This window comes from Streptomyces sp. SAS_270, assembly GCF_052543295.1.
The window spans coordinates 1-23,524 of sequence record NZ_JBMNDS010000009.1 but is presented as its reverse complement, the minus strand read 5'-3'; the positions used below and the strand labels follow the sequence as shown (position 1 = coordinate 23,524).

Genomic DNA, 23,524 nt, shown 5'->3' with positions numbered 1-23,524 from the left:
GGCTCGTTGAAGGCTGTGGGGTTCAGGGGGTGCACTCGCCCGAGCCCAGGGGTTCGGGGACGCGGCTGTTTCCCTCGTAGACGGCGACGGACCAGCGGGTGTAGTTCCAGGTCTTGTTGCTGTGGTACTCGGCTGTCAGTTTCCGGCAGAGGATTGTAGAGACGGAGTCTTGGAAGTTGGCTCTCTGGGCGCGGCCGGTGAGCGCCCCGTCGGTGTCCCGGGCCCACACGTACGCGGCCTTCTCGACCGGATCGAATCCGAGGTCGATGGCGTCACTCGCAGCGAAGGGCTCGAGGCCGTTCCCTTCGGCGATCCTGGCATTCCAGGCAGCGATGATGGCCCTGTCGGCGGCGCCAGCGACTCGGATCTCGTCCCTGTCGCTACTCGGGATCCCGGCGGTCGCGAAACCGGCTTCGTCGCCCTGCCACTGCCCGGCGATCGCTGTATAGCACCCATCGGTGGCCTCACCGAAGCCGAGGACGCTGGGCTCGACGTCGCCGTCGAAATTCTTCCAGGAGACGGCGAAGCGTCCGTAGGGCCAGGTGGTGGGGTTGCCCTTTAGCTGGTGCGCGAGCGTGGTGCAGGCGGCCATGTCTCCGGCCCTGCGGAACACTTCCTGGTCCTCTTCGGGAATCTGAGAGACAGGGCCGCCGGTCACCATCACCGTTTGCGCACGCTTATCGAACGTGACCGTGGGCTGCATGAAGTCCATGTCCTTGGTGGCCAGCATGGACGCCATCTGGTCGCGGATCGCTTTTTCTGCGTCCTTTTCCTCTGGGGTACTCGCGAGGGTGCTGGCTCTCCACTCGTCGGAGGTCGGCTGGGACTCGTCACCCGCTCGCGTGAAGGCTGGGTTGGGCACCCCGGCCAACGGATCTGCAGGGACGACGGCCTTGCGCGGATCGACCGGCGATTCGGTCGCAGTGCCGGGCGCGTCGGTTTCGGAGCGTTGCGCGGTGCCGTGTGCGCCTGCGGCCGGGGATGCCGTGGTCTTGCCGGCGGTGGACTTACTCGCGCCGCTGCTGTCGCCGCTGGTAGGGAAGGCCACGATGCCGCCTGTGATGCCGCCGAGCACGGCCGCAGCGACGACAACAGTCGTCACGGTGCGCCTCCGGAACGATGACGATGAGGACGGCGCATGCCAGGTCGGGTCGTCCAGGGTGGGCATGTTCCACGCGGCCGTGACCAGTTCGCCGACACGAGTGGGTTCCAGCCCGCCTCCGCCACTGAGAACCTGCGTGGCCTCAGACGCCAGGAGAAGCGAGCACTCCTCCGCTGCCAGGACAGCGGTCATCCGGTCGGAGGGATCCTTCGCGAGCGCTCTTTCCAGAAGCTGCCGCAGCTCTTCCGGAACACCGTCCAGGTCGGGATCGCCGGAGATGACGCGGAATGCGACCACGTCGGGAGTACCGGTGCCGAACGGAAGATGGCCGGTGGCGGCGTAGGCGACGAGCGCGCCCCAGGCGAACATGTCGCCTTCGGGACCGGCCATACCGGCGCGGTAGTACTCCGGGCTGATCCAGCCGGGAGTGCCGGTCATGACGCCGGTCCGGGTCACGCTGGTTCCATCGGCGGCGCGGGCGATGCCGAAGTCCAGGACGCGCGGCCCTGCCGGAGTGAGGATGACGTTCTGCGGCTTCACGTCGCGGTGCACCACGCCAGCCTCGTGGATGGCTGCCAGCGCCTGCGCGGTACCGGTCGCAAAGGCGTACAGGGTGCCGCCGGTGAGAGGACCCTGCTCGAACAGATGCTGATCGAGCGTGGGACCCGGCGCGTACGCAGTGGTCAGCCACGGCGCGGCGGCCTCGGGGTCGGCAGCCAGGAGCGGCACGAGGCACGCCCCCTGTACGCGGGCGGAGAGTTGCACTTCGCGACGGAACCGGGCCCTGAATTCCGGATCCTCGGCCTGCGCGGGGTGGATCACCTTGACCGCGACCCGAAGCCCGTCGGCAGTCAGGCCGGCATGGACGGTGCCCATGCCGCCGGCGCCGAGGCGGCCGATTATCCGGTACGGGCCAATGCGGGAAGGATCACCGGGGCGGGCGGGCTGAACCCGCCCGCCGGAGCCAACACTGCTCACAGAGAGTCCGTTCTTGATATGCGATCAGGCAGGTGGCAAAGCAACGGATGGCGGCCGCGGGTCACCGCTACACGGCCCCACGGCGGTGACACGACCTGCGCCTTCGGAGATCCTTTGCCGGTTTGCCCTCGGGCAGAATCCGCTGTTGCTGCTGCGAGCCGCCCCAACCGGGCTGCGGCTGGGGGTACTGCTGGCTCATGTCCCACCCCTGCGGCCGTGCTGTGAGTTTCGCCCGTGTGACAGGTGCGGGGACTGTGAGGTTGCCTCGATCCGCCGAAAGTCACCTGATCGTGATCAACCCCGACGGCAGCGAGGGCTCAAATCTCCCTGGCCCTCACATTGTTGAGGTCGCCGACTTTGCCCTCTAGGACGGATGTCCTAGAGTTCTGATCATCCGCCTAGGACGCTCGTCCCAGGCGCGGGCGAGTGCCGCGAGGTGAGTGTTGGTGGGTACGCGGGAGCAGATCGTGGACGCCGCGAACCGCTTGTTCTATGAGCAGGGCTACGAACGGACCTCGTTCGCCTCGATCGCCGAGTCGGTCGGAATCTCCCGTGGGAACTTCTACTACCACTTCAGGACCAAGGACGAGATCCTCGAAGCCGTGATCCAGGCTCGCCTGGCAAGCACACGAGAGATGCTGGCCGAGTGGAACAAGGGCTCAACCGACCCTCTGGAACGCCTGCGGCAATTCGTCGAGATCGTCATCACCAATCAGGGCGACATCGAGAGCTACGGATGTCCGGTCGGGACGCTGACCAGCGAGTTGGCCAAGCTCGACCACCCCTCCCGCGCGCACGCGGTCGGCGTGTTCGAGGTGTTCCGCACCTGGTTGCGTGCGCAGTTCGAAGCCCTTGGGAGAACGGCGGACGCCGACGACCTGGCCCTGCACGTCCTGACCTTCAGCCAGGGCGTCGCGACGCTGTCGAACGCCTTCCACGATCGCGACTTCGTGCGACGCGAGGTTGATCGACTCAACACCTGGCTGACCGGGCAGTTCGCCTCCTCCTGACCGGGCTGCTCCTCCGCGCTGAACCCTGCCCGTTCATCTTTCGACATCCGATAAGGAGACCGACGTGTACGTCGTCCTGCTCCGTTTCTCCACCAACAAAGCCAAGGCACCCGAGCACATGGCCGGACATCAGGAATGGATCCGCCGCGGCATGGACGACGGCGTGTTCCTCCTGGTCGGGAGCATCCGGCCCGGACAAGGCGGCGCCGTGCTCGCCACGGGACCAACGCCCGAAGCACTTCAGGATCGAATTGCCGAGGACCCGTTCGTCGTCCACGACATCGTGACCGCGGAAGTCATAGATATCGACCCGAACCTGACCGACCCACGGCTGTCCTTCCTGGGAATTGGCGGTGAACCGGGTTCCTGACGCTGGTCTGCGTAGGCGCGGCGATAGCGGTGGCACTGTCTGAACGGGCGGCGGATCTACGGTGGTGAGTTGGCGGCGACGGCGTGTTCTCGATGGCCGCCCCTGGCGTGCACGGCGTGACCGGCGCGGGCCGGTTCCATCGGGTGTGGGCGGACCGCCGCGGCGAGGGGCACATGCGACGCGACCTGACCACCGTCGGGTGTCTCGCCGAGGTCCGCCATCGGATTACTCCCGCCTCCGGCCCGGGCACCTGTCTGTGAGGCAGTACCGCAGCGGAACCGGAGGCGGTGACTCACCCGTGCGCAACCGACGGGTCACACTCGCCGGACTGCCATCGGCGACCGTCCGCTCCGCACAGTGCCGCGGAGGAGCGCTCGTCGGCGCGCACGACGAGTACCGGACAGGCGGCGTGGTGCACGCAGTGCTGGCTGACCGATCCGAGGAGCATTCCGGCGAACGCCCCGCGCCCATGGCTGCCGACGACCAGCAGGTCGGCGTCCCTGGCCGCCTCGGTGAGTACCGCGGCCGGGTGGCCCTCCACGACCTGGGGAACGACGCTCACCTGCGGGTACTCCCCCAGCACTTCCTCTACTGTGCGTCGCAGGTTTTCTTGAGCGTGCCCTTCGAAGTCGGCATCCGAATAGTCCACCGCCGTGCCGTAGGTGGGCGGTAGCCGCCACGCCTGCACGGGACGCAGTTCCGCATAGGTCAGCGCCGCTTGTCGGGCAGCCCACCGAAGCGCCGCCTTGCTCGAGTCCGACCCGTCCACGCCGATCACGATCCGCGGCGGGGAAGTCCGGTCGTTCATGGTTCGCCACCTCCATACCATCCGGTCTTCCCAGGCTCCCGTGCCGGTGACTCACCGCCAAGGGACCTTCGGTCCCGATCTCTGCCTGACCGGGAGGCGGCGCCGCCCCGACGGGAAGACAGCACTCCCCAGTCGTGAGGCCCCGAACCCGGCCTTACCCCGGCTACCAGCATCCTTGACACGTTTTGCATAATGCAAAAGTAAGAAAGGGGAATCGATGAGTGCCATCCAGGCAGCCAAGGACGGGAAACGCATGACCAGCACCGCAGCGAACACCTCCGCGCCTTCCCAGACGTTCGCGGGACTGCGGACCGCGCCGTGGGGCCTGATGGCGCTCGCCGTGGTGGTCGGCGCGGGGGCCGGCGCGGGCTCGATCGTCTTCCGCTGGTGCATCAAGACGTTCACCCGCCTCTTCTCGGGCCACGCCGACTACGCGGCGTCCCCCGGCGCGAGCAACCCGCACGTGCCGTGGCTCGGTCCGTCCTTCGTCCTGCTCGCCCCGGTTCTCGGCGGCCTGCTGTACGGCCCGCTGGTGAACCGGTTCGCCAAGGAGGCGCGCGGCCACGGGGTGCCCGAGGTGATGCTCGCGGTCGCCCAGCGTGGCGGCCGGATCAGCCCCAAGGTCGCGGTCGTCAAGACGCTGGCCTCCGCGCTGACGATCGGCTCCGGCGGTTCGGTGGGCCGTGAGGGCCCGATCGTGCAGATCGGCTCGGCGCTCGGCTCCACGCTCGGCCGCGTGACCAAGGTGACCGAGGGCCGGATGAAGCTCCTGGTCGCCTGCGGCGCGGCGGGCGGTATCGCGGCCACCTTCAACGCCCCGCTGGCCGGCGTGTTCTTCGCCATGGAGCTGATCCTGAGGACGTTCAGCGCGGAGGCGTTCGGGGCCACCGTGCTGGCCAGTGTCACCGCGAGCATCATCGGACGCGCCGCGTTCGGCGACACGGCCTTCCTGAACCTCCCCGACTTCCACGTCGACCATCTCGCCCAGTACGGCCTGTTCGCCGCGCTCGGCGTCGGCGCCGCCGTGGTCGGTGTGGGCTTCGCCCGCTTCCTGTACCTGGTCGAGGACGCCTGCGACTGGCTCTGGCGCGGCCCGGAATGGCTGCGCCCCGCGGTCGGCGGCCTGGTGCTCGGCCTGGTGCTGCTGGCCCTGCCGCAGATGTACGGCGTCGGCTACCCGGTGCTGCAGAAGGCGACCGAGGGCGGCTACGCGGTCGGGTTTCTGCTCCTGCTCCTGGTGGGCAAGATGCTGGCCACGAGCCTGACCATCGGCATCGGCGGCTCCGGCGGCGTGTTCGCGCCCAGCCTGTTCATCGGGGCGATGCTCGGATCGGCGTACGGCATCGGCGTCCACCACCTGCTGCCCGGGTCGGCCGGCGCGGTGGGGGCGTACGCGCTGGTCGGCATGGGCGCCGTGTTCGCCGGCGCGGCGCGCGCGCCGATCACCGCCGTCGTCATCCTCTTCGAGCTCACCGGCGAGTACTCGATCATCCTGCCTCTGATGCTGGCCATCGTGTTGGCCACCGCCACCAGCCGCCTGTTGACCGGGGACACGATCTACACCCTGAAGCTGCGCCGTCGCGGCATCGACCTCGACGGTCCCGCCCCGGGCGCACGGATCGGCACCCAGCACGTCGGCGCGGTCATGGAGGCGCTGCCCTCCCCGCTGGCCGCGTCCGCGACGCTGACGGACGCCGCCGATCTGCTGAGCCTGTCGGGCCACGGCGCGCTCCCGGTGGCCGACGACGCCGGGCACTACATCGGCGTGGTCACCGCGCAGGCGGTGGCGGAGGCCCTGGCCGAACAGCCGGAGGACGCGCCGACACAGGTCGGCCAACTCGCCGAAGCACCCGCCCCCGTCCTGGCCGACCAGCCCCTCGCCCAGGCCCTGCACGCTCTGCTCTCGGCCACGGGAACCGGCGTGCCGGTCCTCGACTCGGCACACGGCAAGCCGGTCGGCTGGCTCAGCCACCAGAGCGCGCTGCGCGCCGTGCATACAGCCGCCTGACGGCGAGCAGGGGCTGCGGGCCGAAGCTCTTTATTTTGCACTGTGCAAAAATGGGTATGGGTGGTCTGGACACTCGGACAGTTCGGAAGAGGTGGGCCATGCACACAGAGCACGTCCAGCGCTCCTACTCGTTCGCATGCCTCGACTGCGGGCACGGCTGGGAGGACACGTACGACATCGACGTGACCGTGGACAAGTACGGGCGGATCAACGCCGCCTACCACCTCGGGGACAGGCGCGTGCCGTCACCGCTGCAGTCGCCCCGCTGCCTCGCCTGCGAGAGCCGCACGATACGCATCATGCGGCCGGGGCGTGTCGCGACAGCGCGCCTGCACGAGAAGTGACGACGATGGAGCCGCACCCCAACCCCGCGTGCTACAGAACGCGCCAGCCTGAGCCAGTCTGCCAGTACCTGCACCCTGGCAGTCGCGACGGACATGGCACCGCCAAGGGCCAGCCGCCCCGCGGTGCTGCATCCGGCCGCCGGTGCACCTCCCGCCCGATGATCGAGCGAGAGGGCTCCCAGCAGTTCACTATCGCTCTCATACGCAACATCAGGCTCAGGCGAAGGTCGTGGGCGGCCGGCCAGGCCGACACGTTCTCCCAGCGTCACCTTCCCGGTCCGCCTATTCGCGGGCCTGCGGGTCCGCCAGGAGGGCTTCTTCGCTCCGGAGCCGACGAAAACCACTGCGTCGTACTGCTGCCGATGCGGCTCGCCGTGATCGACGCCTTCTTCCCGGCCCGGCCGGGCCGGGTCCACTGGAACGAGCGGATGTGATCGCGCTCGCCTGAGCCGTACGTCTCCCGTAAAGGTTGGCACATTGGTCACATCAGGGCATTTTGCACAATGCAAACGAGCGTGTCGCACTCCACTCCCGGAGCGCTCGCGGTAGTTGTCGCTACATCCACGCCCCGACCCGCCCGCAGCGGAGGCACACCCCGATGGCCAAGCGACCCTCCCGCCTCACCACCCGCAAGACCCTGCTCGCCGCCGGCGCGGCGGTGGCACTGGCTGTGCTCAACGCCCCCGCCGTGGCGGGCTTCGCCCAGCACGCCTACCACCACTACGAGATCAACCAGCCCGAGTACAAGTCGAAGTACGGTCACTGGACGCTCGCCGCGCTGCCGAAGAAGTACCAGCTCAACTCCATCCACGCGATCCTGCTGCACACCGGCAAGGTTCTGCTGATCGCCGGAAGCGGCAACAACGTCAAGCAGTTCGACGGCGGCGTATTCAAGAGCACTCTGTGGGATCCGGCAGCGGACACCTTCAAGAAGATCGACACTCCGGCGGACCTGTTCTGCGCCGGGCACACCCAACTCCCCGACGGCAAGATCCTCATCGCCGGCGGCACCGCCCGCTACGAGGTCCTCAAGGGCGACGTGACACGGGCCGGCGGAGCCATGCTGGTCAAGAACGAAGACCCCGACCACGCCCGCACCTTCCCCAAGGGCACCGTCTTCCGCTCTCCCGCCGGCGTCGCCTACCGCTCCCAGGTCACCGTGCACGTACCCGCCGCGAAGAAGACCCCCACCGGTCGCGGCGGCAACGTCACGGTCACCGCGAGCGAGGCCCGCGTCTTCGTCGAGGCCGCCGAACAGGGCCCGCTCGGCATCACCAACACCACCGAGCAGTACGAGATCCAGGGCCTGAAGGGCAAGGACGCGAACAACCTCTACGGCATCGCCAACAAGCTCGGCCTCGACAAGAAGGACTTCCAAGGCATCAAGGACGCCTACGAGTTCGACCCGGTCACCGAGACGTACACCAAGGTCGGCTCGATGAGCGAGGCCCGCTGGTACCCGTCCCTCACCACACTCGCCGACGGCCGCGTCCTGGCCACCTCCGGGCTCGACGACATCGGCCAGGTCGTCCCCGGCAAGAACGAGATCTACGACCCGAAGACGAAGACCTGGTCGAAGGCCCCGACCCGCTACTTCCCCACCTACCCCTCCCTCTTCCTCACGGACAGGAAGAAGATCTTCTACAGCGGATCCAACGCCGGGTACGGACCCGCGGACAAGGGCCGCAAGCCCGGCCTGTGGGACCTGACGACCAACACCTTCACCCCGGTTCCCGGCCTCGGCGACCCCGACACCCTGGAGACCTCCTCCTCCGTCCTGCTGCCACCGGCACAGGACAAGAAGGTCATGGTGCTGGGCGGAGGAGGCGTGGGCGAGTCCCGAACCGCCACCTCCCGCACGGCCATCGCCGACCTCGGCGCCGCCCACCCCGTCTTCACCCCCGGCCCGCGCCTGCCGGCCAACACCCGCTACCTGAACAGCGTGATCATGCCGGACGACACGGTGTTCACCACCGGCGGCAGCTCCGGATATCGCGGCAAGGGCGCCAGCGACCTCCTCAAGGCCCAGTTCTACGACCCCGCCACCAACACCTTCATCCCGGCCGCCGACCCCACCATCGGCCGTAACTACCACACCGAGGCCCTGCTGCTGCCCGACGGCCGGGTCGCCGTCTTCGGCTCCGACCCGCTCTTCTCCGACCAGGCCGACTCCCGCCCCGGCCACTTCGAACAGCGCGTCGAAGTCTTCTCCCCTCCCTACCTCTTCCACGGCAAACAACCCGACCTGCAACAGCCCGACAGCACCGAGGCCAAACGCGGCGACGAGATCACCCTCCGCACCGAAGACGCCTCCCGCATCAGCCGCATCCGCCTCCTGCACCCCGGATCGACCACCCACGTCACCGACTTCGACCAACGCTCCATCGCTCTCGACATCACCCACCGCACCAACGGCTCGCTCACGGTACGAGTACCCGACGACTCCTCACTCGTGCCCGCCGGCTGGTACATGGCAGCCGTCACCGACCGCAAAGGCATTCCTTCCAAAACCGTCTGGCTCCACGTGCACTGATGGCGGCTGTGGCCTCGGGCAAGCCACTTCGTCCTCGCTGGAGCGTGAACCCAAGCCGTATGGCATCATGCAATCTTTACCTACGGCAAAGGTCTTCTTGTGAGATTCAGCCGTACTCCCTGACGTCCGCGCCGTCCAAACCGGGAGACACCATGCCCCTGTCGCGCAGCACAATCGGAACTGTCTTCGTCGGCGGCGCACTGACCGTGACCCTGGCCGCTCTGGCCTATCCCAGCATGCTCGGCGTCCAGAACGCGTCCACCGACCAGTCCCGGGTGATCGCCAACACCCGCTATGGCCCGCTCACCGAGGCCGACCGCAACTTCGTCGTCTTCGTGCGCGCCGCGGGACTGTGGGAGCTCCCCTCGGGGGAGCTGGCCATGAACAAGGGGACAACTGCGACCGTGCGCGAGGCAGGCCGGCACCTGGTCATCGGACACGCCGCACTCGACGCCAGCTGCCGCAGGATCGCGCCCGAGTTGAACATCACCATCCCCAACCAGCCCACTCCACAACAGCAGGGCTTCCTCGCGACCCTGCAGTCGGACACCGGCAAGCAGTTCGACACCGACCTGGCCAACATCCTGCGCGTCAAGCACGGCTCGATCTTCAACACCATCGCCAAGATCCGCTCCACCACCACCAACACCCTCGTGCGTCAACTGGCCGACCAGGCCAACGATGTGGTCCTGGACCACATCGAGCAGATGGAGAAGACCGGGCTGGTCAACTTCAACCAGGTCAACAACCAGGAGACGAACCCGCCGAAGCTCCCGTCCGGCCAGGTCACACCGCCCGTCCCGCAGCCGGGCTCACCCGTGGTCGTCCTCACACCCCCCGCCGGGGTGTCGGACAGCGGCGTACCGACAGGCCCGAGCGCGACCACAGCCGCCCCGTCCCCCACGCCGACGACGGGCTGACCAGACCCCTTCCCGCACGACGCCGAGCCACATGCAAATTTTGCTCAGCGCAATGATTGATTCACCTACGGCGTCCGCACCTTCCGGCGTACCGTCCACTCGCGCCAGGAGACCACATGCCCAGCTCCCGCAACACGATCGGAACCGTCTTCGTCGGCGGTGCGCTGACGCTGACCCTCGCGGCCCTCGCCTACCCGAGCATGCTCGGGATTCAGGACGCGGCGACGAACACGTCCCGCATCATCGCCAACACGCGGTACGGGCCACTGACCGAGGCCGACCGCGACTTCGTCGTCAAGGTCCGCTCGGCCGGCCTGTGGGAGTACCCCCTCGGTGAACTGGCCATGAAGCGGGGCACGTCCGCGGAGATGAAGGAGGCCGGCGAGCACTTGGTCGTCGGCCACGCCGGACTCGACGACTTGTGCCGCAGGATCGCCCCCGAGCTGAACATCACTCTGCCCAACCAGGCCACGCCGCAACAACAGCAGTTCGTGGCGACCGTGGACTCCAAGCGCGGCACGGAGTTCGACTCGACCGCCGCCAACATCATGCGCGTCACCCACGGCCAGATCTTCCCGACCATCGCCAAGATCCGGGCCAGTACCCAGAACACCATGGTGCGCCACCTCGCCGACCTCGCCAACGACACCGTCCTGGACCACATCACGGTCCTGGAGAAGACCGGCCTCGTCAACTACGACCAGGTCAACTTCCAGCAGACCACACCGCCCAAGCTGCCCAAGGACCAGCTCACTCCGCCCGCGCCCCAGCCCGGAGCCCCGCTCGTCGTGCTCGCTCCGCGCCCCGACCTCCACGTGAACACCAGCTCCCCGACCCCAGCCCCCAGCCCGACGGCCGGATGATCAACGGGGTGCGGGCGCGACGGCGGCGAGCCGGTAGGAGCGGACGACCGCAACCACACACCCTGCGACCACGGCGGCCACCCAGCCGCCCAGATCGAGCAGGGAGCCTGCCGGGGATGTTCCGGACTGCACGCCGCGCGGCGGCAGCTGCCCCTTCGGGTCGTACACCACGGCGAGAGCGTCGCCGGGGCTGGTGGTCTGCTCGCAGCCCCGCCAGATACGGACCTTGAGGGGTACGCCGTCGCGGTCGGACACCGAGCAGAGGTAGCGTCCGTGTCCTGAGGCTGCCGTGTCCTCGACAGACGTCACCATCACCGACTCCACGCGTCCCCGCTCCGCCAGGACCACACCTGCGGCCGCCTCGGGCGCCTGGAGTGCCAGGCACACACCGAGCAGTGCCACGATGCCGACCAGCGCCCGTCCGGCCCGCACCACGCAGAGGTAGAGGGCGAGCGCGGCGGCGCACACCAAGCCGGCCTCGCCGTCAGCCAGTTGAGAGTTCCCGTACCACGCGCCCGCGACCGCCGTGCCGACGATGGCCGCTGTCCCCACCGTCCCGGCCAGCAGTCCTTCTCCGACCAGCCACCACGGGGGCAGGCCGACGAATTCCGCGGGCCCCCACACGGTGGACCGCAGATGCGCCATCAGGTACGACTCTGTCATGGAGCGAGGTCGGCGCGGTCGGCGCATGCACGTCTCCACTCACTTCCGTATCCGTCTGCGGCCTCGTCTTCAGACGACGCGGGCCGGTGATCCGCGCTGCCCACGTCCGAACAGGCACATGCGGCCCCCGTTGCCGGGCGCACTTTTCACGATTCCCTTGCATTATGCAAAAGGAACCGGGGAAAGAGGAAGCGCAGCCCGAATGCACCGACGTGGGCAGCGTCACGCGTCGCGCGTCATCGCGCGTCCGTCGCCCAGCCCAACGGATACGGTTCCGGGTCGTCCAGTGCCGGGGCAGGGGGTTCTCCCCCAGCCTCGTTGAAGGCATTAAGGGCCTCGATGAGGGCCAGCCGCTCCGTCGGCCTCAGGCGTTGGACGATCGCGGCGATCTCGGAGCGGCGCCGGGCGGTGACGTCCTCGACGGTGCGCCTGCCTTCCTCGGTCAGCTGCAGCATGGTCTCGCGGCGGTTGTCGGGGTTGGTCTGCCGGTCGGCGAGCCCGGCCGCAATGAGCCGGTCGACCATACGCATCGCCGTCGAGGGCGCCACCTGGAGCAGGTTCGCCAGCGCCACGAGTTTGGTGGCACCGCGGGTGGACAGCACGACCAGCATCCGGAACTGCGGAAGCGTCACCCGCTCCTCGACCTCGGCGAGCGAGCGGGCGGAAACCGCCACCAGCAGCCGCGAGGCGGTCAGCACCGCACGCGTGACGGCATCGCCGTCGTCCGTGGTTCCCGTGTTGATCTCATGCTCCTGCATGCGTCCTTTCTACCTCGCCGAAGTCCCCGCCCGCTCACCCGGTCGGAGCAGATTTTCCCTCCCCATGACCGTGGTAGCGCAAAAGGAGCATCGCGGCGTCGTCGTGGAGCGGCCCGGCGGCGTGCCGGACCAGGTCCTCGCGCAGGGCGTGGAGGGCGCGGTCGGCGTCGGGTTCCTTGAGCAGGTCCGCCCGTTCGCCGAGAGGGTAGAAGGAGCCGCCCGCGTCGCGGGCCTCGGTGACTCCGTCGGTGTAGAGCAGCAGTTGTTCGCCGGGCGCGAAGTCCACCCGATACGGCTTCGGACCCTCGCTGCCATGGGCGCCCAGCCCCAGGGGAAGGGCATATGCGCGTGGCTGTGGGAAGTCGACGGCGCCGTCCTGGCGCACGACCATCGGGGCCGGATGACCGTAGTTGAGGAAAACGACGTCGCGATCGGAGCCGATTTCGGCGAGTACGGCGGTGACGAACTTCTCCCCCTCCAACTCCCTGGCCACGCTGCGCTCCAGTCGCTCGCCCAGCCCCACCAGGTCGGGTTCGTCGTGGGCCGCCTCCCGGAAGGCACCGAGCACCACCGCGGCGGTCTCCACCGCTGCGAGTCCCTTGCCCTGGACGTCCCCCACGATCACCCGGATCCCGTGCGGCGAGGCGACCACCTCGTACAGGTCCCCGCCGATGCGCGCCTCGGCGACGGCCGACGTGTACGACACCGCCGCCTGCAGGGGGCCCGCAGTCCGCGGCACCGGCCGCAGCAGCACCCGCTGGGCTACCTCCGCGATCGACCGCACGCTGGCCAGCTCGGCCTCCCTGCGAGAGCGCGCCACCGCGGCGGCGATGCCCACGCCGGTGACACCGGCCACCGACGCCATCGCGGTGAATCCCCGACGCTCCTCGAACAGCCCGTCGTACACACCAAGCCCCACGCACAACAGCAGCGCGACCGCGCCGATCAGCGCCGTACGCCGCCAACCGCCGACCAACCCGGAGAACGCCGGCCCGAGCGACACCAACGGCAGAAACCCCACCCCCGGACCGGCCACAACGTCGGCCGCCGCCACGACGGCCATCGCCGCCACCGGCATCCACGACAGCACCGCGACACCGGGCGTCGACTTCCCCGCGCTCATGCGTCCTCCAGCAATATCCCAGCACACGAGAGTTGCCCGATGGTTTTGGCACAGGCACCCCTCCCCGCCTTTAGACTATGCAACGGTTCCCGCAAGGAAGGGACTCTCACTCCTGGCTCTTCACCCAGCAGAGGCCGAGAGCCGACATGTCCGACGTCCGGAAGGCGAAGATGCCCCACAGACAGACCACATCGGGCCGACCCCAACTCCCCGTCGGCTGGCGGCGGCTCCTCGCCCGCCTGCCAGTATTCCTCTTCCGCTGCGGACTGGGATGGGTCTTCGGCAAGCGGCTGCTCCTGCTGCACCACACGGGCCGCGTCACCGGACTCCACCGTCGAGTGGTCCTCGAAGTGGTGGAGTACGAGCACGAGCCGACGGGCGGCCACTGGGTCGTCGCGTCCGGCTTCGGCCCACGGGCAGCCTGGTACCGCAATCTGCACGCGGACCCGAAGACCGTCATCGAGGTCGGCAACCGCCACCACGCCGTCACAGCCCACTTCCTCACCCCCGACGACGGCGCCGAAATCATGGGCCGCTACGCCCGACAGCACCCCCGAACGGCCCGCCGCCTGTGCGCATTCATGGGCCTTCCCGCCGACGGCGGCGAGGCGTCCTATCGGGAGGCGGGCCGCGCCATCCCCTTCGTACGCCTCGACGCCGCCGCAGGCTTTCGGCCCTGACGGGCCCGCAGCCGGGACTGGCTACTCCCCCTCGCTCCGCTGTCACCACGACACGACCGGCGGCGGACAGGGGCCGGAGCTCCTGCGAGACAGGCACGCCCGGACGGCCCGTCATCGCTGATGACGCTCCGCAAAGGACATCAGAAGAAGTTCAACGAAAGGCGAGAAAGACTGGCGATCTGATTTTGCACTATGCAAGTATCACTACCGGGGGACCAAGCCGACGACCGACTGCCGCTCGGCGCCCAGGAGTGACACCGGCATGGTTACGTACGGCAGGCCGGCCGTCGGCGGGTCCCCCTCTCGTACGGCTCCATGGCCGGTGGCCGCGGCCGCCGGCGTTGCACCCCGTCTACGGTGCAATGTTGCCGGGCCAGGTCGACCTGCAGAATGGACATCCCTCCGGATCATGCAGATATGCACCCCTGGGACGGAGAGCGGTGCGTGAGCGCCTCGCCCAGGCCGTCGTCGATCTGCGAACACGAGGGGGATGGGGGAACTGTGACCACCCGGGGGCCAGGCAGAAACGGACCGCTCGAAGCCGGACGCCATCCACGAGGGGCCTGGCTGAAGTTCCTCGCCGACTGCGAGGATGCCAACCGCACCTCCGCCCCCAAGGAGCCCTCTGCACAGGAACGTGCACCGTCGTGGTGCACCCGACCTTCGGAGGCGGACAGGACAGAGCACCAGAGGCGGTGTTCTTACGATCAGGCGAACGCAGTCGGTGAGCCGTGGCAGCCGGACTCCCCCTGGGTCGGGCCGGCCTGACGGTATCTGGACGGGCGCGCACGGCTCCGGCGCGTCGCCCGCGCGATGGCCACGGCCGCCACCATCACCCTCGCCGCGCTGGCTTGGTCCCATCTGTCCACCAGCGCCGGCACTCCGAACGACGATCCCGGTGGCATCGTGCAGCAACTGGACGTGGCCCCCTCAGGTCTGCCCACGACACCGCATCTCGCGCCGGATTCCGCCTCCGCAGGTCCGTCCTCTACAGGGCTGCAGGCCGGATGACCCGTCCGCACCGGCTCGTGCCCTGACGGCCCGCGGATCGCCCTTCACCAGGACCGGCCGGAGATCGTCAGGCCCACGGAAAGCTCCCACGCCCCGGGCAGAAGCCATCCCATCCGCGGCCGGGCCATGACCGCCTCGCTCCGGACCCGCGGACCCACCCGATCTGCAAGCCACTGGACACGCGACTGAACAAACGTTTAATGTGCTGTACATGCGTTCAATGCCGGACGACCGGACCACCCGCGCTGTCATCCGCGACGAGGCTCTGCGGCTGTTCGCCGAGCAGAGCCCGGAGAAGGTGACCGTGCGGCAGATCGCCGCTGCAGCGGGGGTGTCGGCCGGGCTCGTGGTGCACCACTTCGGTTCGAAGGAGGGGCTGCGCGGCGAGGTCGATCAGTACGTGCTCGCCGTCTTCGAGGCGATGCTCGGCGAGTTGACCGGCGACGGTGGGGCGGAGTTGCTCGATCCGGGGACCGGGGCGGGCTCTCTGAGCGAGGCGTTCGCCCGGCACCTGCCTGCCGGCTCACCGCTGCCCGGCTACCTGCGGCGGCTCCTGCTGTCCGACACGGAGACCGGACGACAGCTGTTCCGGCGCCTGTTCGACCTCAGCCGCGCCGCGCTCGACGGTCTGACCGCGGCCGGGTTGGCCGCCCCCGGCCGCGAGCCGGCAGTGCGCGCCGCGTTCCTCCTCGCCAACGACCTGGCCGTGTTCCTGCTGCGCGACCGCCTCGCCGACGTCCTGGGCACCGACCCACTGTCGGCCGACGGCATGGCCCTCTGGGCGCCGGAGGTGCTCAGCATCTACGCGGGCGGGCTGAACGCCTCACCTCAAGGAGACCCGCCTAACCAGTCCTAGAGAGGACACCTCGCATGCCGACCGGATCCACACGCGAACCGCCATCCGTGCTCCAGGCCCGCGACATCCACAAGTCCTACGGCAAGCACCGCGTCCTGCGCGGCGCCGACCTCACCGTCGGCCCCGGGCAACTCGTCGCTGTCGTCGGGGAGAACGGCGCCGGAAAGTCCACCCTCCTCAAAGCACTCGCCGGCACCCTCCCCGTGGACCGGGGCGAGGTGACGCTGTCCGGGACGCTCGGCTATTGCCCGCAGGACCCCGTCCTCAACGCAAGCCTCACCGTCGAACAGCACCTGCGCCACTTCGCCGCCGCCCACCGCCTGCCCGACCTGGACCGCGGCCACGAACTCGTGGACCGCCTGGGGTACGAGCGCTACCGGCAGACCGTGGCCGATGAACTCTCCGGCGGCACAAGGCAGAAGCTCAACCTCACGCTGGCCCTCCTGCACGACCCGGACCTCCTGCTCCTCGACGAGCCCTACCAGGGCTTCGACTGGGAGACCTACCTGCGCTTCTGGGACCTGGTCGACGACCTGCGCGGCCGCGGCAAGGCAGTTGTGATCATCACCCACCTCGTGTTCGAGCAGGACCGCTTCGACCTGCTGGCCGACCTCACCGACGGCCGGCTCACCCCGCGCACGACATCCCGGGAGGGCCACCATGTCAGCGCCTGAGGCACCCGAACTACGGCCGCTGTACGGGCAGTTCCCCACGGCCCTGCGCTTCTCGGTTCGCGACCAGACCCGCAACCGGCTCGCCGGAATGCTGCTCGTCGTCTTCGTGCCTGTCTGGTACCTGATGATGGACGCGCTGGCCTCGGGCGAGATGCTGGACTTCAAGCTGTATGCGACCGGCGAGATCCTGCACGTGGACGGCGGCCGCCTCACCCTGATCTCGGCCGGGCTCAACTCCGTGACGATGATCGCCGGGTTCGTCGTGTTCGACGCCGTCCGCAAGGCACTCGCCTTCGACCGCCGGCTCGTCTTCGCTGGATGCCGTCAGGCCACGCTTATCGGAGCGAAGACCCTCGCCGTCGCTCTGGTCGCGACCGCAATCGCCCTCTACACCGCGCTCGCCATCCTGTTCTTCTGGCGCCCGACCACCGGCGGCTGGCTCGCGGTGTTCGCCGGCTTCACGGTCATCGCCCTCACCTACGGCGCCTTCGGCCTCCTCCTCGGCGTCCTGGTCAAGCATGACCTGGAGGGCTTCTTCCTGATCATCATGGGCGGGCTGATGGACACCTTCCTGCAGAACCCGCTGGGCAACCCGCTCGCCAACAAGCCCGTCCTGGAATGGTTCCCGTCCTTCGGCCCCATGCAGTTCGCCGTCGGCGGCTCCTTCGGCCACAACGCCCTGTGGGGACACCTCATCCTCGGCCTGGCCTGGGCTGCCGCGTTCATTGCCGTCGGACTGGTCATCTTCCGAATCCGGACCAGCAACCGTACACACCCGAGCCTGCCGCGCAGGGAGTACTCCCGGCGCGGTAGCGCTGCACTCCCCTCGGAGTAGGCCCGATGCACTCCGCCGGAACGATGCCGGAGCGCGGGACACGCGGTGAGCATGGACCCATGATGCTCATCGAACTCCTCACACCACCGGGCGTACTGGACGCCGCGCAACGCGATCGGCTCGCCCACCGGATGATCGAACTACTCATGGCATCCGACCGCCCCGACGACTCCCACGCCCCCGAAGTCATCGACTCCGCCCAGGCACTGACTCAGGTCCTCATCCATGAGCCCGCGACCTGGGTGGTCGGCGGGAAAGAGCCGGTGAACCCCGCCGACCCGCCCCGATACCTGGTCCGGGTCACCGCCCCGGCAGCCTGGCGCAAGGACATGAGCGCCCATGCCATCGACCGGCTCACCCAGGCCCTCGTCGAGGCGGAGACCGACGCCGGACGCGACGCCGGGCGGCTGCGCCACGACCCCCATGCCTGGATCCACGTCATCGGCGTCTCCGAGGGCAGCCTCGGCACTCTGGGCCACCCCATGGGAAGCCTGGACCTCATCCAGCAACTCACCGCGCCGCATCGTGACGCCATCGCCCGGATGCCCGCCGAGGATCTCCCGCCGGGCCGGGTCATCGACCCGGTCTGCGGGATGACGGTCGACCTCGACTCCACCCATCTCACCCTGGAATACGAGGGCACCCTCTACGGCTTCTGCAACGGCCAGTGCCGACGCATCTTCGCCGACGAGCACGGCATGCCCCTCACCGCATAGCGGTCACCCGCCGCCAGGCATGCGCAAGTCGCCCCGCGAGATGCACACACAACGGACCACGCTGCGGAAACGCCACCGCCGTCGCCCCGGCCATCACCGCGAAGAAGACCCGACCTCGGCGCGTTTTCCGGGTGGTGCTCCAGCGGTGCCCGGGATGACGTTCAAGCAGTGTGTCGATCAGGGCGTGGCCGAGGCCCTGGTGCTGCCACCCCTCGTCGACCCAGACGTCGAGGACCCGTCCGGTGCGGCACCTGGGACACTCGCGGAAGCGCAGTCGCCCTATGACCGTGTGCTTCTCGTCGAGCAGGACGATCTCACTCGGCGCGCCTGGGCCTCCTTCGCCCCGGTTCGCGCCCGACGGCGCCGCAGACCCACAGCCCAGTTCGGCGACGCAGCGCACCAGCACTGCCGCCGTGGCACGGCCGTGGGCGAGCCGTGACCTCCGCGCGCCCGCCCTTCCTAGGTGACGGATCTTCGCCAGAACAGTTCCGATCACCCCAGTGGCCACGAGGGCCACAAGGACTATGACCAACGGATCCATGGGCCTGCCCCGTTCAGGTCAACTGAGGCCGAAGTGACACAGCCAGACGTAGCCAAGGGAGATGACGACGGTGACGGCCGTGACGATCAGGCCGTACTTGGTGAACTGCCAGAAGGAGATCGGCTGTTGGACGCGTTCGGCGATGCCGAGGACGGCGCCGTTGGCGGAGGCGCCGAGCGCCGTGGCGTTGCCGTCGAGGTCGGCGCCCAGCACCAGCGCCACCACATGACGTGGCCACGCCGACGTGGGCGCACGCCACCGGGACGGCTCCTCGTCGAACGGTACAACCGGCCGGTCCGGTCGGCTGCGACACGGGAAGAGCCTGAACATCTGAACATCCGGTCACGTGAGCGACCGCAGCCAAGGCAACGCGCCATCTACCGGAGCGCGGCATCGAACACCTGGGCCACAGCATGCGACCGACAGCTGGTACGCACACGCCGCGCCCCCTCCTCTCTCGCTTCCCGTTGCGTCCAGTGGTGTCGTATCCGAGGCCAAGCCTCACGGACCGTGGCACGATGCAAACATGGCTCGGCCCGCGCCCTTCGGCAGGAGGCGCGGTGCGGGACTGGAGCGCCGGGAAGCCTGGTCGGCACGGAGCTTCGCCCTGCGCCGAAAGGAGACCGACCGTGACCGGCATCAAGATCGCGCTGAACCGGGCGATGCAACTCGAGGGAGCAATCGGCGCCGCAGTCGTCGACTACGTCAGCCGCATGCCCCTCGGCACCGCGGGCCACCCGCAGGGTCTCGACCTCGATCTGGCGGCGCACGGCGACACCGACGTCGTGCGCGCCAAACTCGCCGCCCTGCACCTGATCGGCTATGCACCCGAGCGCGTCCAGGACATCCTGATCACGCTGGACACCGAGTACCACCTCATCCGGCTGATCACCCGCCGACCCCACGAGGGCCTGTTCTTCTACCTGGTCCTGGAGCGCAGCCGAGCGGATCTGGACACCGTACGCAAGGAACTTCACCGGCTCGAACTTCTCCTGTGAGAGCCGGGCACCACCCGACCGAGACGAACACCGCACCGAGTGGCCCGGCTGAGAAACATGCAGTGTCTCCGCCGCCCCGGCCGCCGCAGGCGGCGGGTGCGGTCCCGGCGACACACCTTCATCCTCGCGAGCAACAACGCGCGAGCCCGTCAGGGCACCCGGACCCACAACGCCTTGGAGGGGGTGGCTTGGTCGTCGGTCACGAAAAGCATGTACCAGCCTGCCGGGACCAGGTCGCGGTCGTTCGGGACGGTCACCTGGATGCCCTTGCCGTCCTTCGTCTTCTTCAGGGCAAGGGCGATGGAACGCTGTTCGACGTCGGTGACGTGGGTGGTGGAGCTGGGATGGATCAGCCGCGCCGCCTTGATTACCGAGGCGTACTTGGTGGTGAAGGTTGCGGTCTGCCCCAGCTTGACCGTGCTGGGGCCGCTCGCCAGCGAGGGGCGCGAGTCCCGGTACAGGTACGGCGGGGTGTAGATCTCCAGGCGCTGTTCGAACACACCGGGCTTGGTCTTGGCCTTGTCGGCGAAGAGCGAGTCGCCGCCAAAGGTGATGACCCTGCCGTCGGGCAGCAGGATAGAGCCGGAGTGGTGGTTGCGGCCCACCTCAGGGTCGGCGACCGACCGCGTCTTGCCACTCTTGGCGTCGTAGATGCGGGCCTGCAGGATGTTCTCGGAGGACGGGCCCCGGTACTCTCGCGAGCCGCCGGTGATCAGTACCGTGTCGTCGGGCAGGATCGACAGCTCCGGGTAGCGGGTGCCCTTCTCCAGCTCGGGACCGTCCGTGAACCGGGGTGCCTTCGCCTTGAGGTCGATGACCCGGGTCTTGTTCGTCGACTTGGTGGACTCACCGATGCCTCCGCCGCCGACCACCATGAACTTCTCCTCCTGGGCGGGCGGCAACAGGACCGTGCCCGAGGTCTCCATCAGGGTCGCGTCGTCCAGACCGGGCAGCTTGGTGAACTTGTTGGTGTCGAACTGCCAGATCCCCGGAGTGCGGCCGACGTCGCTGGGCCCGTAGCCGGCGTTCGAGCCGGAGTAGAAGAAGGTGCCGTCGGGCAGCTGGAAGACCGCCGGATAGGTAGGAAACTGGCGGACCTTCCCGCTGTAGTGCCAGGTTTTGGTCTTCGGGTCGTAGATCTCACTCTTGCCCGGCACGACCTGGCCGATGTCGTCGAGGCCGGACAGAGCCAGCACCCGCCCGTCGGCGAGTCGGGTCAGTGTCGGATACCACCGGGCCTCGTTCATCGGGGCGACCTTGGTGAACTTCTCGGTATACGGGTTGAACTCGTACGCCTGGCGGATGCCCTGGAAGTCCTTCTTGTCCAGGCCGAGTTTGTTGGCGATGCCGTACACATTGTGGGTGTCGGTACCGGTCAGGCCCTCGACCCGGTAGTTCTCCTGGGCGCCGGTCTCGTATCGGGTGCCGCTCTTGCGCGCCTCGACGTAGACGCGGCCCAGACCGGCCTCGGTGCGCAGGAACTTCCCTGTATTCCTGTCGAAGATCTTCTTTGCCGGTTTGACCGTGACCGAGTCCTTGGAGACGAAAGTCTTGTGGTTCTGCTTGCCGGTGAAGCGGGTGCCGGACGGCAGCGTGACGGACTTGTCCGGGTCCTCGTTGTGGACGACCATCAGCCCGCCGGCCTTGGTGACGTCGCCCTTGAGCTTCTCGTAGCGCCTGGTGCCGCCCGCGAACAGCAGGTTGCCGTCGGCCAGGTGGATGTGGCCGGTGCAGAACAGGTCGGCCGGGGTCTTGATTTCACGGTAGTTGTTCTTGACCGGGTCCCAGACGACGGAGCGGAAGTTCTTCGCGTCGAAGTTGTCGAGGTTGTTGCCCGACCCGGCTACCAGCAGCACCTTGCCGGTCGGCAGGAGGGCCCCGTGGATGGTGTTCTGCCGGAAGTCCTTCGGGACGTCGACGAGGTCCCAGTGCCCGTTGGCGGATTTGTACTCCGGCTTGTTGATCTTGTAGGTGTGGTACTTCTCGCTCCCGAAGCGGTACAGCCACGGCCCGTTCATCCCCGCCAGTGCGAGCACCACCACGGTGCCGACTGCTAAACGACGGACGCGACGGCGTGCGCCAAGGTCACTCATGTCCTGCATCCCCCCGGAATGTCTGCACGCTCTGATCGTTGACCCGTGCTCACGGCAAGGGTCGACGACGCCGTCGGATCGGCTGTCGCCACGACCCGGACATCTTATTTTGCACTATGCAAAAGATGCCCCAAAGCCATGTAACAGGTGCGATATCGACGCCCTGGGGTGGTGAAGTGGAAGGCGTGCGGTGCCGGTTGGTGCATCGACTCAGGGAACGACGGACCGGGCGGGACGACCAGGACAGGAAGAAGCCGCTGACGTCTTCCGACGAGCGGGCAGGAACTCCCGGCACCAGCGGGGCACCTCTGACGTGCAGTCGGCCGGTCACCCCGGCGCCGCGCAACCCCGACTGTCTTCTGCGGGCGCAGCCGGAAGGCGAACGAGGTGACCACACCGATGTTTCCGCCACCGCCTCGCAACGGCTCTGAGAAGCTCCGGGTGATCCTCCTCCGACAGTGACGAAGGCGCCTTGCCAGCCACTTCTCTTGAACTGCCCCGAGGGAAGACGTCGTTCTCTGACAGGGCCGAGGAACAGGCGGTTCCGCAGCCGCAGATGTTGTTGCTGAGGTCAGTTCCCGGCCAGCAGGTGCCGAACGACGTATCCGGCGGAGTCCACTCCGGAGCTGCCCCCTTCGACCAGGGCGGCCACGGCGATGCGGGAGTTGTACGCGGTCAGCCAGCCGTTGGTGTGGTCGCCCTCTTCGGCGGTGCCCGTCTTCGCGCCGACGCCCGCGAGTCCGCCGAGTCGTGGTGCGGCGGTGCCGCTGGTGGCCACGGAGCGCATCATCGACTGCAGGTAGCCGGCCGTACGAGCGGACATGGACCGGGGCGCGTTGTCCTGATGCTGTCCCGGCAGGATGACCGGCTGCTTGAAGCCGACGTCGCGCACGGTCGCCGCCACGGACGCCATGAACAGCGGGGTGGCCGTGACCTGGCCCTGGCCGATGAACTGGGCCGCCTGGTCGCCGCCCTGCACGTCCGCCGGGATGCTCGGGTCGGTGGTGGCGACCCCGCCGCCGATCGACCAGCTGCCCATGCCGAAGACGTTTACGGCCTCGTCGTGCAGGGCGGAGGCGTCTGCGTTGCGGACGAGGTAGTGGAAGCCGTCCTTGATGAAGGAGGTATTGCACGACACGGTGAAGCCCTGGGCGATCGTGGAGCCGGGATTGGCCCGCACCCCGGGGTCGTTGTGGAACAGCTGACTGTTGGCCATCAACGAGTCCGTGCAGGGGGCGGGGCTGCTTGGGGCGAGGCCAGCCTGGTCGAACAGGGCCGCAGAGGTGATGATCTTCATGGTGGAGCCCGGCGACTTGATGCCGTTGATGGCGATATCCCCATCCTCACCGGTGTGGGCGATCGCGAGGATGTGGCCGGTTCTCCAGTCGAGTGCCACGGTTCCGGTGGGTTTGCCCTGAAGGTGGGAGTCTTTCACTGCGTTCTCGGCCACCGCCTGGAGCGTGGCGTCGATGGTCGTCTTGATGACCGGGGCTCGCCCTTTGGAGAAGACCTTCAGCGTCCTCAAACCCGCACCGGCGTCGTCGACTATGGCTACGCCCGTGCCGGTGCTGCCACCGGTCGGCTCCGCGTTCTTGCGGATCGTCGCCACGATGTCCCGCAGTGACGGGAAAGCGGACCTG

24 protein-coding genes are annotated in these 23,524 nt (G+C 68.3%); 14 read left to right on the top strand and 10 right to left on the bottom strand.

What is annotated here, in order from left to right; genetic code table 11:
- Nucleotides 1-22: 22 nt before the first annotated feature.
- The gene (locus ACN6LB_RS08510) at nucleotides 23-2,080 is read right to left on the bottom strand and encodes a serine/threonine-protein kinase (RefSeq protein ID WP_445025230.1); all 2,058 of its coding nucleotides are present in this window, start codon (nucleotides 2,078-2,080) and stop codon (nucleotides 23-25) included.
- A gap of 467 nt (nucleotides 2,081-2,547) precedes the next feature.
- On the opposite strand from ACN6LB_RS08510, the gene ACN6LB_RS08505 reads away from it, so the two are divergent.
- Nucleotides 2,548-3,090: a TetR/AcrR family transcriptional regulator gene (locus tag ACN6LB_RS08505; protein WP_445025229.1), complete on the top strand. Its 543-nt coding sequence runs from the start codon at nucleotides 2,548-2,550 to the stop codon at nucleotides 3,088-3,090.
- A gap of 64 nt (nucleotides 3,091-3,154) precedes the next feature.
- Complete coding sequence (locus ACN6LB_RS08500) at nucleotides 3,155-3,460, top strand: YciI family protein (RefSeq protein ID WP_445025228.1); 306 nt, start codon at nucleotides 3,155-3,157, stop codon at nucleotides 3,458-3,460.
- A gap of 56 nt (nucleotides 3,461-3,516) precedes the next feature.
- Here the strand turns inward: ACN6LB_RS08500 and ACN6LB_RS08495 are convergent, their stop codons facing one another.
- Nucleotides 3,517-3,681, bottom strand: coding sequence for a hypothetical protein (locus ACN6LB_RS08495; RefSeq protein WP_445025227.1), 165 nt, complete (start codon nucleotides 3,679-3,681; stop codon nucleotides 3,517-3,519).
- A 71-nt stretch (nucleotides 3,682-3,752) separates the two neighbouring features.
- The gene (locus ACN6LB_RS08490; RefSeq protein ID WP_445025226.1) at nucleotides 3,753-4,268 is read right to left on the bottom strand and encodes a universal stress protein; all 516 of its coding nucleotides are present in this window, start codon (nucleotides 4,266-4,268) and stop codon (nucleotides 3,753-3,755) included.
- A 328-nt stretch (nucleotides 4,269-4,596) separates the two neighbouring features.
- On the opposite strand from ACN6LB_RS08490, the gene ACN6LB_RS08485 reads away from it, so the two are divergent.
- The 5 genes from ACN6LB_RS08485 to ACN6LB_RS08465 all read left to right on the top strand — a co-directional run bounded on the left by ACN6LB_RS08485 (nucleotide 4,597) and on the right by ACN6LB_RS08465 (nucleotide 10,936).
- Complete coding sequence (locus tag ACN6LB_RS08485) at nucleotides 4,597-6,276, top strand: chloride channel protein (RefSeq protein ID WP_445025387.1); 1,680 nt, start codon at nucleotides 4,597-4,599, stop codon at nucleotides 6,274-6,276.
- A 98-nt stretch (nucleotides 6,277-6,374) separates the two neighbouring features.
- Entirely contained in the window at nucleotides 6,375-6,620 is a 246-nt protein-coding gene (locus ACN6LB_RS08480) for a hypothetical protein (protein ID WP_445025225.1), read from the top strand.
- Nucleotides 6,621-7,218: 598 nt separating this feature from the next.
- Nucleotides 7,219-9,153: a radical copper oxidase GlxA gene (gene glxA, locus ACN6LB_RS08475; RefSeq protein ID WP_445025224.1), complete on the top strand. Its 1,935-nt coding sequence runs from the start codon at nucleotides 7,219-7,221 to the stop codon at nucleotides 9,151-9,153.
- 152 nt (nucleotides 9,154-9,305) lie between these two features.
- Nucleotides 9,306-10,073, top strand: a complete 768-nt coding sequence (locus ACN6LB_RS08470) for a DUF4142 domain-containing protein (protein ID WP_445025223.1) — start codon at nucleotides 9,306-9,308, stop codon at nucleotides 10,071-10,073.
- 116 nt (nucleotides 10,074-10,189) lie between these two features.
- Entirely contained in the window at nucleotides 10,190-10,936 is a 747-nt protein-coding gene (locus ACN6LB_RS08465) for a DUF4142 domain-containing protein (RefSeq protein WP_445025222.1), read from the top strand.
- On the opposite strand, the gene ACN6LB_RS08460 is transcribed toward ACN6LB_RS08465, so the two are convergent.
- From ACN6LB_RS08460 to ACN6LB_RS08450, 3 genes are all read right to left on the bottom strand, one after another.
- Nucleotides 10,937-11,599: a hypothetical protein gene (locus ACN6LB_RS08460; protein WP_445025221.1), complete on the bottom strand. Its 663-nt coding sequence runs from the start codon at nucleotides 11,597-11,599 to the stop codon at nucleotides 10,937-10,939.
- Nucleotides 11,600-11,835: 236 nt separating this feature from the next.
- Nucleotides 11,836-12,357 carry a MarR family winged helix-turn-helix transcriptional regulator gene (locus ACN6LB_RS08455; protein WP_445025220.1) on the bottom strand — a complete coding sequence of 174 codons (522 nt, stop codon included), beginning with the start codon at nucleotides 12,355-12,357 and terminating at the stop codon, nucleotides 11,836-11,838.
- Nucleotides 12,358-12,391: 34 nt separating this feature from the next.
- Nucleotides 12,392-13,480: a PP2C family protein-serine/threonine phosphatase gene (locus ACN6LB_RS08450; protein ID WP_445025219.1), complete on the bottom strand. Its 1,089-nt coding sequence runs from the start codon at nucleotides 13,478-13,480 to the stop codon at nucleotides 12,392-12,394.
- A gap of 170 nt (nucleotides 13,481-13,650) precedes the next feature.
- Between ACN6LB_RS08450 and ACN6LB_RS08445 the strand changes: the two genes are divergently transcribed.
- The 5 genes from ACN6LB_RS08445 (at nucleotide 13,651) to ACN6LB_RS08425 (ending at nucleotide 18,252) form a co-directional block, all read left to right on the top strand.
- Nucleotides 13,651-14,160 (top strand): nitroreductase family deazaflavin-dependent oxidoreductase, encoded by a 510-nt coding sequence (locus ACN6LB_RS08445; protein WP_445025218.1) that lies wholly within the window; start codon nucleotides 13,651-13,653, stop codon nucleotides 14,158-14,160.
- A 1,222-nt stretch (nucleotides 14,161-15,382) separates the two neighbouring features.
- Nucleotides 15,383-16,027: a TetR/AcrR family transcriptional regulator gene (locus tag ACN6LB_RS08440; protein WP_445025217.1), complete on the top strand. Its 645-nt coding sequence runs from the start codon at nucleotides 15,383-15,385 to the stop codon at nucleotides 16,025-16,027.
- A gap of 14 nt (nucleotides 16,028-16,041) precedes the next feature.
- Nucleotides 16,042-16,701, top strand: a complete 660-nt coding sequence (locus ACN6LB_RS08435; protein WP_445025216.1) for an ATP-binding cassette domain-containing protein — start codon at nucleotides 16,042-16,044, stop codon at nucleotides 16,699-16,701.
- Nucleotides 16,688-17,536, top strand: a complete 849-nt coding sequence (locus ACN6LB_RS08430) for a hypothetical protein (protein WP_445025215.1) — start codon at nucleotides 16,688-16,690, stop codon at nucleotides 17,534-17,536. Before ACN6LB_RS08435 ends, ACN6LB_RS08430 begins: the two co-directional genes overlap by 14 nt.
- Before the next feature lie 59 nt (nucleotides 17,537-17,595).
- Complete coding sequence (locus ACN6LB_RS08425; RefSeq protein ID WP_445025214.1) at nucleotides 17,596-18,252, top strand: YHS domain-containing protein; 657 nt, start codon at nucleotides 17,596-17,598, stop codon at nucleotides 18,250-18,252.
- Here ACN6LB_RS08425 and ACN6LB_RS08420 read toward each other — a convergent pair.
- Nucleotides 18,242-18,526, bottom strand: a complete 285-nt coding sequence (locus ACN6LB_RS08420; RefSeq protein ID WP_445025386.1) for a GNAT family N-acetyltransferase — start codon at nucleotides 18,524-18,526, stop codon at nucleotides 18,242-18,244. The genes ACN6LB_RS08425 and ACN6LB_RS08420 overlap by 11 nt on opposite strands.
- Between ACN6LB_RS08420 and ACN6LB_RS08415 the strand changes: the two genes are divergently transcribed.
- Nucleotides 18,407-18,691: a hypothetical protein gene (locus tag ACN6LB_RS08415; protein ID WP_445025399.1), complete on the top strand. Its 285-nt coding sequence runs from the start codon at nucleotides 18,407-18,409 to the stop codon at nucleotides 18,689-18,691. The two genes, ACN6LB_RS08420 and ACN6LB_RS08415, sit on opposite strands and share 120 nt — an antisense overlap.
- Nucleotides 18,692-18,811: 120 nt before the next feature.
- Here ACN6LB_RS08415 and ACN6LB_RS08410 read toward each other — a convergent pair whose 3' ends face one another.
- Nucleotides 18,812-19,015: a hypothetical protein gene (locus tag ACN6LB_RS08410; protein ID WP_445025213.1), complete on the bottom strand. Its 204-nt coding sequence runs from the start codon at nucleotides 19,013-19,015 to the stop codon at nucleotides 18,812-18,814.
- 407 nt (nucleotides 19,016-19,422) lie between these two features.
- On the opposite strand from ACN6LB_RS08410, the gene ACN6LB_RS08405 reads away from it, so the two are divergent.
- A complete protein-coding gene (locus tag ACN6LB_RS08405) occupies nucleotides 19,423-19,791 on the top strand; it encodes a hypothetical protein (RefSeq protein ID WP_445025212.1) in 369 nt (122 codons plus the stop codon).
- Between the two features lie 149 nt (nucleotides 19,792-19,940).
- Here the strand turns inward: ACN6LB_RS08405 and glxA (ACN6LB_RS08400) are convergent, their stop codons facing one another.
- Entirely contained in the window at nucleotides 19,941-21,884 is a 1,944-nt protein-coding gene (glxA, locus tag ACN6LB_RS08400; protein ID WP_445025211.1) for a radical copper oxidase GlxA, read from the bottom strand.
- A gap of 571 nt (nucleotides 21,885-22,455) precedes the next feature.
- Nucleotides 22,456-23,524, bottom strand: a 1,069-nt coding sequence (locus tag ACN6LB_RS08395; RefSeq protein WP_445025210.1) for a penicillin-binding transpeptidase domain-containing protein, incomplete at its 5' end; no start/stop codon positions are given.